The 13,007-nt window shown below is 71.9% G+C and carries 9 protein-coding genes; 5 read left to right on the top strand and 4 right to left on the bottom strand.

The genetic code is table 11. From position 1 onward, the window contains the following. Positions 1-80: 80 nt before the first annotated feature. The 3 genes from sucB to ACH4SP_RS16710 all read right to left on the bottom strand — a co-directional run bounded on the left by sucB (position 81) and on the right by ACH4SP_RS16710 (position 5,135). Positions 81-1,865, bottom strand: coding sequence for a 2-oxoglutarate dehydrogenase, E2 component, dihydrolipoamide succinyltransferase (sucB, locus tag ACH4SP_RS16700; protein WP_398415396.1), 1,785 nt, complete (start codon positions 1,863-1,865; stop codon positions 81-83). 62 nt (positions 1,866-1,927) lie between these two features. Further along, positions 1,928-3,316 carry a dihydrolipoyl dehydrogenase gene (lpdA, locus tag ACH4SP_RS16705; RefSeq protein ID WP_398415397.1) on the bottom strand — a complete coding sequence of 463 codons (1,389 nt, stop codon included), beginning with the start codon at positions 3,314-3,316 and terminating at the stop codon, positions 1,928-1,930. Between the two features lie 292 nt (positions 3,317-3,608). Beyond that, a complete protein-coding gene (locus ACH4SP_RS16710; RefSeq protein ID WP_398415399.1) occupies positions 3,609-5,135 on the bottom strand; it encodes a leucyl aminopeptidase in 1,527 nt (508 codons plus the stop codon). Between the two features lie 282 nt (positions 5,136-5,417). Here ACH4SP_RS16710 and ACH4SP_RS16715 point away from each other — a divergent pair, with 282 nt between their 5' ends. The 5 genes from ACH4SP_RS16715 (at position 5,418) to ACH4SP_RS16735 (ending at position 12,148) form a co-directional block, all read left to right on the top strand. Beyond that, positions 5,418-7,487 (top strand): hypothetical protein, encoded by a 2,070-nt coding sequence (locus ACH4SP_RS16715; protein WP_398415401.1) that lies wholly within the window; start codon positions 5,418-5,420, stop codon positions 7,485-7,487. Positions 7,488-7,554: 67 nt separating this feature from the next. After that, positions 7,555-9,093 (top strand): GT4 family glycosyltransferase PelF, encoded by a 1,539-nt coding sequence (pelF, locus tag ACH4SP_RS16720; RefSeq protein ID WP_398415403.1) that lies wholly within the window; start codon positions 7,555-7,557, stop codon positions 9,091-9,093. 52 nt (positions 9,094-9,145) lie between these two features. After that, positions 9,146-10,588, top strand: a complete 1,443-nt coding sequence (locus ACH4SP_RS16725; RefSeq protein WP_398415405.1) for a hypothetical protein — start codon at positions 9,146-9,148, stop codon at positions 10,586-10,588. 85 nt (positions 10,589-10,673) lie between these two features. Continuing rightward, positions 10,674-11,336: a spherulation-specific family 4 protein gene (locus tag ACH4SP_RS16730; protein WP_398415407.1), complete on the top strand. Its 663-nt coding sequence runs from the start codon at positions 10,674-10,676 to the stop codon at positions 11,334-11,336. Beyond that, positions 11,333-12,148 (top strand): endo alpha-1,4 polygalactosaminidase, encoded by an 816-nt coding sequence (locus ACH4SP_RS16735; protein WP_398415409.1) that lies wholly within the window; start codon positions 11,333-11,335, stop codon positions 12,146-12,148. The genes ACH4SP_RS16730 and ACH4SP_RS16735 overlap by 4 nt, the downstream gene beginning before the upstream one ends. 31 nt (positions 12,149-12,179) lie before the next feature. On the opposite strand, the gene ACH4SP_RS16740 is transcribed toward ACH4SP_RS16735, so the two are convergent. Continuing rightward, on the bottom strand, positions 12,180-12,983 hold the full coding sequence (locus ACH4SP_RS16740; protein WP_398415411.1) for an adenosylcobinamide-GDP ribazoletransferase: 804 nt from the start codon (positions 12,981-12,983) through the stop codon (positions 12,180-12,182). Positions 12,984-13,007: the final 24 nt, after the last annotated feature.

Consider the following 13,007-nt stretch of genomic DNA (forward strand, 5'->3'; position numbering starts at 1 on the left):
CGCTGCGGTGGAGAAGAAGCGGAGGTTACAGGCCGCGTTCTACCTCGTTGCGAACCTCGGCCCCTCGCGGGGCCGCCACGTTACAGGCCGAGCTCGACCTCGAACTCGCCGGCCTCCAGGATCGCCTTGACGGCCGTCAGGTAACGGGCCGCGTCGGCGCCGTCCACCAGGCGGTGGTCGTAGGAGAGAGCCAGGTACGTCATGTCGCGGATCGCGATGGTCTCGCCCAGGTCCGGGTGGTTGATGACCACGGGACGCTTGACGGTGGCACCGATGCCCAGGATGGCGACCTGGTTCGGCGGCACGATGACCGTGTCGAACAGCGCACCGCGCGAGCCGGTGTTGCTGATGGTGAAGGTCGCACCGGACATCTCGTCCGGGCTGATCTTGCCGGAGCGGGCCTTGCCGGCCAGCTCGGCGGTCTTCTTGGAGATACCGGCGAGGTTGAGGTCGCCCGCACCCTTGATGACCGGGGTCATCAGACCCTTTTCGGCGTCCACCGCGATACCGATGTTCTCGGTGTCGAAGTAGGTGATCGTGCCCTCGTCCTCGTTGATCCGGGCGTTGACGACCGGGTAGGCCTTCAGCGCCTGGGCCGCTGCCTTCACGAAGAACGGCATCGGGGACAGCTTGACGCCCTCGCGGGCGGCGAAGGAGTCCTTCGCGGCGGCGCGCAGCTTCATCAGCTTGGTGATGTCCACCTCGACGACCGAGGTGAGCTGGGCCTGCGAGTGCAGGGCCTTCATCATGTTGTCGCCGATGACCTTGCGCATGCGGGTCATCTTGACCGTCTGACCGCGCAGCGGCGAGACCTCAAGGGCCGGAGCCTTCGAGGACGCGGCCGGGGCGGCAGCGGCGGCCGGAGCCGGGGCCTTGGCGGCCTCGGCGGCAGCCACGACGTCCTGCTTGCGGATGCGACCGCCGACGCCGGTGCCCTTGACCTGGCCCAGGTCGACGCCGTTCTCGGCGGCGAGCTTGCGGACCAGCGGGGTCACGTACGCACCGTCGTCGCCGGAGGTCGCGGCCGGAGCCGGGGCCTTGACGGCGGCGGGAGCGGGCGCGGCCGGAGCAGCCGGGGCGGCCGGAGCCGGAGCGGCAGCGGCGGGCGCGGCCTGGACCGGTGCCGGAGCAGCCGGGGCGGCGGGAGCCGGAGCCGGAGCGGCCGGAGCCGGGGCGGCAGCGGCGGGTGCGGCCTGGACCGGAGCCGGGGCAGCGGCCGGAGCCGGAGCGGCCGCGGCCGGGGCAGCACCCTTGGCACCGATGACGGCGAGCTTCGCGCCGACCTCGGCGGACTCGTCCTCGGCGACGACGATCTCCAGGAGAACGCCGGAGACGGGGGCCGGGATCTCGGTGTCGACCTTGTCGGTCGAGACCTCGAGCAGCGGCTCGTCCTCGGTGACCTCCTCGCCGACCTCCTTCAGCCAGCGGGTGACGGTGCCCTCGGTGACGCTCTCGCCGAGCGCCGGAAGGGTGACGTCGGTGCCTTCGGCGGAGCCGGCGGCCGGAGCCGCTGCCGGGGCGGCGGGCGCCTCGGCGACCGGAGCCGGAGCGGCGGGCGCCTCGGCAACGGGAGCCGCGGCGGCCGGAGCCTCAGCGGCGGGGGCGGCAGCGGCAGCCGGAGCGCCGGAGCCGTCGTCGATGATCGCGAGCTCGGCGCCGATCTCGACGGTCTCGTCCTCGGCGACCTTGATGGAGGCCAGGATGCCCGCGGCCGGGGCCGGGATCTCGGTGTCGACCTTGTCGGTCGAGACCTCAAGCAACGGCTCGTCGGCCTCGACGCGCTCGCCCTCGGCCTTGAGCCAGCGGGTGACAGTGCCCTCGGTGACGCTCTCGCCGAGCGCCGGCAGGGTTACGGAAACCGACATGGTTTCAGTTGCTCCTAACGGAAATGTGGTGCGGAAGTGGTCGTCGCGCCCGGACCAACGTATTAGTCGTGGGAGTGAAGCGGCTTGCCGGCCAGGGCCAGGTGGGCCTCGCCGAGCGCCTCGTTCTGCGTCGGGTGCGCGTGGATGAGCTGCGCGACCTCGGCCGGCAGGGCCTCCCAGTTGTAAATGAGCTGCGCTTCGCCGACCTGCTCGCCCATCCGGTCACCGACCATGTGGACGCCGACCACGGCACCGTCCTTGACCTGGACGAGCTTGATCTCGCCCGCGGTCTTCAGGATCTTGCTCTTGCCGTTGCCGGCCAGGTTGTACTTCAGAGCGACTACCTTGTCCGCACCGTAGATCTCCTTGGCCTTGGCCTCGGTGATACCGACGGAGGCGACCTCGGGGTGGCAGTACGTCACCTTCGGCACGCCGTCGTAGTCGATCGGCACGGTCTTGAGACCGGCGAGACGCTCCGCCACCAGCATGCCCTCGGCGAAGCCGACGTGCGCGAGCTGGAGGGTCGGGACGAGGTCGCCGACGGCCGAGATCGACTCGACGTTGGTGCGCATGTACTCGTCGACGAGGACGTAGCCGCGGTCCATCGCGACACCCTGCTCCTCGTAGCCGAGGCCCTGCGAGACCGGGCCGCGGCCGATCGCGACCAGCAGCACCTCCGCCTCGAAGGTCTTGCCGTCGGCCAGGGTGACCTTGACGCCGTTGTCGGTGTACTCGGCGCTCTGGAAGAAGGTGCCCAGGTTGAACTTGATGCCGCGCTTGCGGAACGCGCGCTCAAGGAGCTTCGAGGAGTTCTCGTCCTCGACCGGGACCAGGTGCTTCAGGCCCTCGATGACGGTGACGTCCGTACCGAAGGACTTCCACGCCGAGGCGAACTCGACGCCGATGACGCCGCCGCCCAGGATGATCGCCGACTCCGGGACGCGGTCCAGGGTGAGCGCGTGGTCCGAGGAGATGATGCGGTTGCCGTCGATCTCCAGGCCCGGCAGCGACTTCGGAACGGAGCCGGTGGCCAGGAGCACGTGCCGGCCCTGGACGCGCTGGCCGTTCACGTCGACGGAGGTCGGGGACGAGAGCCGTCCCTCACCCTCGATGTACGTCACCTTGCGGGAGGCGACCAGGCCCTGCAGGCCCTTGTACAGGCCCGAGATGACCTCGTCCTTGTACTTGTGCACGCCCGCGATGTCGATGCCCTCGAAGGTCGCCTTCACGCCGAACTGCGCGGACTCGCGCGCCTGGTCGGCGATCTCGCCCGCGTGCAGCAGGGCCTTCGTCGGGATGCAGCCGTTGTGCAGGCAGGTGCCGCCGAGCTTGTTCTTCTCGATCAGTGCGACGTCCAGGCCCAGCTGGGCTCCGCGCAGAGCCGCGGCGTAGCCGCCACTGCCACCGCCGAGGATCACTAGGTCGAAAACGGTGCTGGCGTCGTTCGCCACGTCACGTCCTCCATGCATGTGCGCCGGTCGCCGGTCATCGATGACCGGGCGGCGGGGGTGTACGGCCGCTTGTTGTTCGGCCCTGTGGTGGGGGCCCTGTCCTGCCGGTAAACCATCTTCGCACTTGTTGACGGAAGGCGGGACGCCGGGCCGGGTCCTGAGACGGGGACGGACCCCGCTCTCAAGGGTTACCAGCGCGTACGTACGTACAAATATTTCGTTTAGGGCGAAACCGTACGAACACGCACGTACGACCCCGAGCACGTTGGCTCGGGGCCGTACGGATGAATGACTAACCCAGGTCGCCGTCGGCCGTGCGCTCCGCCAGCTTCACCAGCGTGCGGATCGACGAGCCGGTGCCGCCCTTGGGCGTGTAGCCGAACGGGGCCGACTCGTGGAAGGCCGGGCCCGCGATGTCCAGGTGCGCCCAGGCGATGTCCTCGCCGACGAACTCCTGGAGGAACAGACCGGCGACCAGGCCGCCGCCCATCCGCTCGCCGATGTTGGCGATGTCGGCGGTCTCGGAGTTCATGCCCTTGCGCAGCTCGGCCGGCATCGGCATCGGCCAGGACTGCTCGCCGACCTCCTCCGCGATCTCGTGGATCGCGGTGCGGAAGGACTCGTCGTTGCCCATGATGCCGAAGGTGCGCGAGCCGAGCGCGACCATCATCGCGCCGGTCAGCGTCGCCACGTCGACGATCGCGTCCGGGTTGTCCTCCGAGGCGCGGGTCAGCGCGTCGGCCAGCACCAGACGGCCCTCGGCGTCCGTGTTGAGGACCTCGACGGTCTTGCCGCTGTACATCCGCAGCACGTCACCGGGGCGGGTGGCGGTGCCGGACGGCATGTTCTCGGCGAGCGCCAGCCAGCCCGTGACGTTGACCTTGAGGCCGAGGCGGGCGACCGCGACGACGGCGGCGAACACGGCGGCGGCGCCGGCCATGTCGCACTTCATCGTCTCGTTGTGGCCGGCCGGCTTGAGCGAGATGCCGCCCGAGTCGTAGGTGATGCCCTTGCCGATGTAGGCGAGCGACTTCTCCGCCTTGGCGTGCGTGTAGGAGATCTTCACCAGGCGCGGACCGTGGGCCGCGCCCTGGCCGACGCCCAGGATGCCGCCGAAGCCACCCTTGGTCAGGGCCTTCTCGTCAAGGATCTGGATCTTGAGGCCGTGCTCCTTGGCGGCGGCCTGGGCCACGGCGGCGAACGACTCGGGGTAGAGGTCGTTCGGCGGGGTGTTCACCAGGTCGCGGGCGCGGTTGATCTCCTCCGCGACGGCGGTGGCGCGCTCGGCGGCGGCCTTGAAGGCCTTGTCGCGCGCCTTGGTGCCCAGCAGGGCGATCTCGGCGAGCGGCTGCTTGGCGTCGCTCTTCGCGGCCTTGTCGGCCTGGTCCTGGTAGGCGGTGAAGCTGTACGCGCCGAGCAGCGCGCCCTCGGCGATCGCCTCGGCGTCCTCGACGGACTCCACCGGAAGCGCGAAGCCGGCCTTCTTGGTACCGGTCAGCGCGCGGGCGGCAGCGCCGGCCGCGCGGCGCAGGGACTCGGCGGCGTACGCGTCGTCCTTCTCCGGGACGGGGCCGATGCCGACAGCCAGGACGAGGGGGGTCTTCAGTCCGGAGAGGACGGGGAGCTTGGTGACCTCACCCTCGGCGCCGGAAGCGCCCAGGGTCTCCAGGACGGAAGCCAGCTTTCCGTCGAACGCCTTGTCCACGGCCTCCGCGCCGGCGGCGACGACGGGACCCTTCGGTCCCTTGGCGATACCGATGACGAGCGCGTCGGCGCGCAGCGTCGCGGCACCGGAGGTGCTGAGAGTGAGAACAGTCACGGTGGTGAAATCTCGCTTCCTGGGTTCCTGGTGATGGCGGGTATGTGCGCCTATCGGTCGAGACTACGCGCGGTTGGGTACTTCGATCACGGCGGTGACCGGTTCACTCATCCGTGGTGTCTCTCCGAGGTTTCGGGGGCGCGGAGCGTGAGCGATGCGTCACACTCGCCGTAGTTCGTGCAAGGGATCAGGGGATTGCTTTGCATGATTTCCACAGGTTTCCCGTGGCGAGTCCGCAAGGATGAGGTATTGAGGGGCCTTCAAGGGGGAGGGGAGTACGCCATGGCGTACGGAGACAGGACGACAGGCGTGATGCGCGCGGGCAGAGCGGGGGCGGCTCTGCTGACCGCCGGTCTGCTGGGAGCGGTGGTGGCGCTGTCGCCCACCGGAGCGGTCGCCGCGGAGGCGCCGCGCATCGATTTGAAGGTTCTCGTCGTCGACGACGGCGGGGAAGCGGTGGGGGCCGTCACCGACGAACTGCGCGGTACGGGCGTGCCGTTCACCACGGTGAAGCTCGGGGCCGCAGGCCGCCCGGTGATCAATGCGGCGTTCCTCAGTGACACCGTCGCCGGCCGCCCGCGCGCCAAGTTCCAGGGTGTGGTGCTGCCCAACGAGGCGCCGTTCGGCGCGGATTCGCCCGAGTCGGCCGCGCTCGTCGCGTACGAGAAGACCTTCGGCGTCCGCCAGGTCGACGCCTACACCTGGGCGCACCCGGGCGTCGGCCTCGACTACACCGACCAGGAGGGCTACGCGGGCCCGATGGACGGCGTCGACGCCACCGTCACCGCCGCGGGCCGGGCGGGGCCCTTCGGGTACCTCGACGGGCCGCTGAAGTTCGAGGACAACTCGCCCTCGGTGATGGAGAGTTACGGGTACGCGGCCCGGCCCCGCACCGGTTTCACCAGCTACGTCGACATGCCCACCGGGACCGGCGCGACGCGCGGCAGCCTGGTCGGCGAGTACGCCCACGACGGACGGCGCGAGCTGGTCGTCACCTTCGCGTACAACAAGTACCAGCGGCAGTTCCGGGTACTGGCGCGCGGTGTCGTCGAATGGCTGACCCAGGGCGTACACCTCGGGCAGAGCCGCAACTACTTCTCCGTTCACGTCGACGACGTCTTCGCCCCCGATGCTCGCTGGGACAGCGAGCTCAACTGCACCCCGGGCGACTTCGACTGCAAGGGCGGTGAAGGTGAGGGGGAGAAACCGGTCCGGATGACGGCGGCCGACGCGCAGTACGCGGCCCAGTGGCAGCGCGAACGGGGCTTCCTGCTCGACATGGTCTACAACGCCGGGGCGGGCGAGGAGTGGAAGGCCGAGAACGGCGGCACCGACGCGCTGGCCGCGCAGCTGGTGACCGACCGCGCCCAGTACCGCTGGATCAACCACACGTACACCCACCCCTTCCTCGGCTGCACGCAGGACAACACGGTCGTGCCGTGGAAGTGCGCCACCGACACGGCGGGCAACACGCTCTGGATGAGCCGCGCCGAGATCTCGAAGCAGATCTCCGACAACCACAAGTGGGCGACCGCACGGGGCATCTCCGTCGACCGGACGGAACTCGTCACCGGCGAGCACTCCGGGCTGAGGACCACCCCGCAGCAGCCCGTGGACAACCCGAACCTGGCTCCCGCGCTCGCCGACAACGGCGTGAAGTGGACCGCGAGCGACGCCTCGCGCGAGCCGCAGCAGCGGGCCGTCGGCACGGCAGGGGCGCTGACCGTGCCCCGGCACCCGATGAACGTGTACTACAACGTCGGCACCGCCGCCGAGATGACCGACGAGTACAACTGGCTCTACACCAGCAGGGCCGACGGCGGCAGCGGCGCCTGCGAGGACAACCCGGCCTCCACCTGCCTGGCCGGACCGCTCGACGTGAACACCGGCTTCGCCTCGTACATCGTCCCGCAGGAGGCCCGTACGGCACTGAGCCACGTCGTCGGCAACGACCCGCGCCCGCACTACGTCCACCAGTCGAACCTGGCGGAGGAGCGGCTGCTCTACCCGGTCGTCGACAAGACCCTGGCGGACTACCGGGCGCTGTTCGCCGACAGCGCGCCCGTGGTGAACCCGCGCCAGCGCGACGTCGGCGTCGAGTTCACCCGCCGCGCCGCCTGGGACAAGGCCCTGGCCGCCGGCACCGTCACCGCGTACCGCATCGGGGACACCGTCACCGTCAAGGCACCGTCGGGCGTCGTCGCGCCCGTCACCGCCCCCGAGGGGACGAAGAAGCAACTGCTCCTCGGCACCGCCGCGTTCGGGACGCCGTACGCGGGGCAGCGGTCGGCGTGGACCGGGCCGGAGACACTCCAGTCCGCGGTCACGCTCAAGCTGCCGACCGCGCTGTAAGGGGCGCCCCTTCGGGGGCGCGGCCACCGCAACTGCCATCGGCAACTCGTCCTGGGGGGACACGAACATGAGCCGTGGGCGTCATGTCAGCATGCTCACCGAAGGCACCTATCCGCACGTCCAAGGGGGTGTCAGCACCTGGTGCGACCAACTGGTGCGCGGCATGCCCGACGTCGAATTCCATGTCGTGTCCCTCACGGGCAGCGGGCGCGAGCCCGTCACCTGGGAGCTGCCGCGCAACGTCTACGAGCACACCGTGGTGCCGCTGTGGGGTCCGGCGGACACCTCGCGCGCCGCCCGGCCGAGAAGGCGCGAGAAGCGCGCCTTCCTCTCCACCTGCGAACGCTTCCTGCTCTCGATCCTCGACCCCGATTCGGGCTGCGACTTCGGCCAGGAGCTGTACGCCCTGGCCGAACTCGCCCGGCAGGGACGCCTCACGGCGGCCCTGGGCAGCGAGGACGTACTGCGCACCCTGATGTGGATCTGGACCATGCCGCACCTGGACATATCGCGGGCCCGGCCCACCCTGCACGACGCACTCATAGCCACCGACCTCCTCGACCACCTGCTGCGCCCGCTCGCCGCCCGCCTGCCGGACGGCAGCATCGCGCACGCCGTCAGCAGCGGGCTCGCCACGCTGCCCGCGCTCGCCGCCAAGCACTTCGACGGCGCGCCCTTCCTGCTCACCGAGCACGGCATCTACCTGCGCGAGCGCTACCTGGGCTACCGCTCCGCGGCGCAGCGCTGGCCCGTGAAGGCCCTGCTCCTGGGCTTCTACCGGGAGCTGAACTCGCTGGGCTACCGCGAGGCCGACCTGATCACCCCCTGCAACCAGTACAACCGCAGGTGGGAGGAGCGCGGCGGCGCCGACCCGGACCGCATCCGCACCGTCTACAACGGCGTCGACCCCCAGCTCTTCCCGCACGCGGGACCCGAGCCCGAGATCCCCACGCTCAGCTGGGCGGGCCGCATCGACCCGATCAAGGACCTGGAAACACTCGTACGGGCCTACGCGATCTGCCGCGCCGAGATCCCGGCGCTGCGGCTGCGGCTCTTCGGCGGAGTCCCCGAGGGCGGCGAGCATTACAGGACCACGCTGGAGAAGCTCGCCGCCGAGCTCGGGGTCACCGACGGCATCACCTACGAGGGGCGGGTCTCGGACGTGGCGCGCGCCTACGCATCGGGCAGCGTCGTGATGCTGTCCAGCATCAGCGAGGGCTTCCCCTTCAGCATCATCGAGGCCATGTCCTGCGGCCGTACGACGGTCTCCACGGACGTCGGCGGAGTGCGCGAGGCGGTCGGCGACACCGGCCTGGTCGTGCCGCCGCGCGAGCCCGGGGCCATGGCCAGGGCCACCCTGGAGCTGCTGCGGGACAACGCGCGCCGGGCCGAACTGGGGGAGCGGTCCCGGCAGCGGGTCATCGACCAGTTCACCCTGCGGCGCTCCGTCGAGGGCTTCCGCCGCATCTATGAGGAGCTCGACGGCGTGCCCGCGCCGCTCGCCCACCCGATCCACGACGCGGACGAACTGTCCGGCGAGTGGACCGTGCAGCTGCGCATGCCGGACCCCTGGCGGGCGATGGCGGCGGACGGGACGACCTGGTGAAACTGCTCGACGCACGCAAGAGCCTCAAGAGCCGCTTCTACGGGGGTACTTCATGAGCGGCCCCATGTGGCTGACGCCCGACGACCGGCAGGACACCCTGCCCGCCATCCCGCGCCCCCGGCCCCGCTGGGCGGCCGCCGCCGACCCGATGGACGAACTCGCCGACCGGCTCCGCGACCTCATAGAGGCCGCGGTCCACCCCGACGAGATCGCCGCCATCCTCGAATCCGACGGCATGACCGACGACCACATCCGGCTCACCTACGGCCGCGCCGACTCCTTCGAGCTCGCCGAGGACCTCTACGCACGCGTACCGCGGACGTATCCCGAACCGGGTCTCGCGCCCGGCGACCCCTGGCACGTCAGCCTGTTGCCGTGTCTGCTGCGCGGCCTGGTGTTCGCGCTGCCGGGACTCGCGTACGTCCTGGTGGCGCCCCTCGCGACGGGCACCACCCCGATCGCGGTCCTGCTCGCCAGCGCCCTCACCGGCTGGGCGTGGAACCAGGCGCTCGCCCACCGCGCGTACACCTGGCTCGGCCTCGGCGACCGGCCCGCCGCCGTCCGCGCACTGCTCACCGGGGCACCGCTCGGGGCCCTGCTCGGCACCGCGGTCGCCCTCGCCGTCGCCGGTACGGGCGAAGGCGGCGCCGTCGCCTTCGCTTCCGTACAGGCGCTGTACCAGGGGGCGGCGACCGTCCTGCTCGTCCTCGGCCGGGAGCGGCTGCTGCTCGCCGCGCTCGCCCCGATGTCGGCGGGCGCCGTCCTCGCCCTGCTGCACGACCTCCCCGACCCGGCCCGCATCGCCCTCCTCGCGGTGTCGCCGCTGGCGGTGCTCGCGCTGGCGGCGGCGGAGCTGCTGCGGGGCGTCGGCGGCCGGGTGCGGGGGCCCGGCGGACCCCGGGTGGCGGCCTCCGTGCCGTACGGGGTGTTCGGCCTGGCCACCGGCGTCCTCGTGCTGCACGTCGCGCTCGGCGACGTACTGGCGGACGGGATGACGGGGGAGATCGGGGCGGCCGGGGCGGCGGCCGCACCGGGGGCCGTGGCCCTGACCCTCAGCATGGGTCCCGCGGAATGGCTGCTGCACAGGTTCCGCAGCGGCAGCCTGACCGGGCTGCGGGAGTCCACCACACCGGCGGCGTTCCGGCGTGCCACGGTGCTGACGCTGGCCCGCTGCCTCGGGCAATACCTGCTGGTGCTGGCGGGGCTCGCCGCGGCGGGCACCTTGCTGTGGCCGCAGGCGGGCGGGTTCGACGGGGTGCGTGCGGCGGGGCTGCTGCTCATCGGGACACTGATGTGGACGGGGCTGCTGCTCCAGGCGTTCGGCGCGGTCGTCGCGGCGGCGTCGGTGTGCGGAGCCGCGGCGCTCGTACAGACACTGGTGGTGCTGGGCGGGACCACCTCCCTGACGTCGCTGGCGGTGCCCGGCCTCGCGGCGGTGGTGCTGGCCGCGCTCGTCTGCGCACTGCTGGGGAGGGCGACGGCGCACCGGCCGTGACCCGCCTGCCGGAAACCCCCTGCCGGGGACCTCTGCCGGGTCCCCCGCGGGGCCCTGCCGGAGACACTGCGATGAGGACCGACACGTGAGACAGCTGCTCGTCCCGTTCTACGAACACCCCGCCGAGCGCCCCGACGCCTGGGCGGCGCTCCTGCGCGTGCCCGAGCGGCTCTACGGGGTGGTCCTCAACCCGGCCAGCGGGTCCGGGAGTTCGCCCGACCCGGCGTTCGCGGCGGTCGCGGAGCGACTGCGTGCGGCGGGCGTACGCGCCCTCGGGTACGTCGACACCGACTACGCCCGGCGTCCGCACGCCGAGGTGGTGGGCGACCTGCTCCGGTACCGCGACTGGTACGGCACCTCCGGCGCCTTCCTCGACCAGGTCTCCTCCGGTGCCGACGCCTTCGCCCACTACCGGCGCCTGGCGGTGGCGGCGCGGGCGGCGGGCAGCGGCTCCCTGGTGCTGAACCACGGGACGCACCCCGACCCCGCGTACCTCCGGCTGGCGGACGTGCTGGTCACCTTCGAGGGCAGCTGGGAGACGTACCGGGACGCGCCCGAGGCCCCGGCCTGGACGGCCGGCTACCCGGCGGACCGGTTCTGCCACCTGGTGTACGAGGCTCCGGCGGACGTGGACATCGCCTTCCTCGCGGCGCGGCGGGGCGCGGCGGTGCACTGCGCGGTGCCGGGCGGCGGGGAACACCCGTGGGGGACGCTGCCGCAGGGGCTGGGCGCGGCGGCGCCTCTATGAGGCGTGCCGCGGCCCTGCTGCTGACCTTGCCGCTGTTCCTGACGGCGGGGTGCGCCCGGCCGGGCCCCGAACCCGCTCCGGGGCCCAGCGAGTCCGGGCCCCGTCCCACCGGCCCCCGTTGGCAGCCGCGCCCCGGGCTCGCCTGGCAGTGGCAGCTCAGCGGGAAACTGGACCTTTCCGTCGACGTCCCGGTGTACGACGTGGACGCCCACACCACCTCCGCCGAGACCGTCGCCGCGCTGCACGCCAAGGGCCGCAAGGTCGTCTGCTACCTGTCGACGGGGGCGTGGGAGGAGTTCCGCCCGGACGCCGCCCGCTTCCCGACGGAGGTCCTCGGCAAGGGCAACGGCTGGAAGGGCGAACGCTGGCTGGACGTCCGCCGCACCGACGTCCTGGAGCCCCTGATGGCCGCCCGCATGGACATGTGCCGGGACAAGGGCTTCGACGCCGTCGAGCCGGACAACATGGACGGCCACCTCAACGAGACCGGGTTCCCGCTCACCGCCGCCGACCAGCTCCGCTACAACCGGCTGATCGCCCGCCTCGCCCACGACCGGGGCATGGCCGTCGGCCTGAAGAACGACCTCGACCAGATCCCCGAGCTGGTGGGGGACTTCGACTTCGCGGTCAACGAGCAGTGTGCCCAGTTCGACGAGTGCGCGCAGCTGACGCCGTTCATCGAGGCGGGCAAGGCCGTCTTCCACGTGGAGTACGAGATCCCGGCCGAGGACTTCTGCGGACAGGCACGTCGGCTGAAGCTCAGCTCGATGCTGAAGAAGTACGAACTGGGGGCGTGGCGCAGGGAGTGCTGAGCGGCTGAGCGGGAGCCGGGCGCAACAGCCGCTACCCCAGCGCCAGCACCACCAGGGCCGCCGTCGCCGCCGTCTCCGCCAGAGCACCGAACACGTCCCCCGTCACCCCGCCGAACCGCCGTACGCAGTGGGCGAGGAGCACCTGGGCCGCGCCGAGCGCCCCGAGCACCGCCACCGCGTGGTGCACCGCGCCGTACGGGCCCAGGGCGAGGCCCGCCGCCGCGCACAGCGCCGTGGTGACGGTCCCCGCCACGACGGCGGCGCGTACCGGAACCACTCCCGCCACCGCCGCCCCCAGCCCCTCCGGCCGGGCCGCGGGCACGCCCGTACGGGACGCGAGGGTGAGCGCCAGCCGGGCGGCGACGCCCGAGACCAGCGCCGCGACCGCGCCGTGCGCCCACCCGTCGGCGTACAGCTGGGCCAGTACGGCCACCTGGGCGAGCAGCGAGAACAGCAGGGTGATGACGCCGAACGGACCGATGTCGGACTGCTTCATGATGTCGAGCGCGGTCGCCGCCGGCTTGGCGCTGCCGAGCCCGTCCGCGGTGTCCGCGAGCCCGTCCAGGTGCAGTCCCCGGGTGAGCACGGCAGGCACCGCGGCGGATGCCACGGCGGCGAGCAGCGGCCCGGAGCCGAGCAGGAGCAGCAGTACGCCCAGCGCCGCCGCGCACAGCCCCACCACCGCGCCCGCGAGAGGCGCGCACAGCATGCCCGTACGCGCCGCCTCCCGGTCCCAGCGCGTGACATGCACCGGGAGGACAGTGAGGGTGCCGAAGGCGAACCGCACACCGTCCGGGAGAGTGGGGCGCGCGGTGGGCGGGGGAGGAGTGGTCACCGGCCGCAGGCTATCCCGCACGAC

It is taken from the genome of Streptomyces sp. NPDC021093 (assembly GCF_044333135.1).
Taxonomy (GTDB): Bacteria; Actinomycetota; Actinomycetes; order Streptomycetales; family Streptomycetaceae; genus Streptomyces.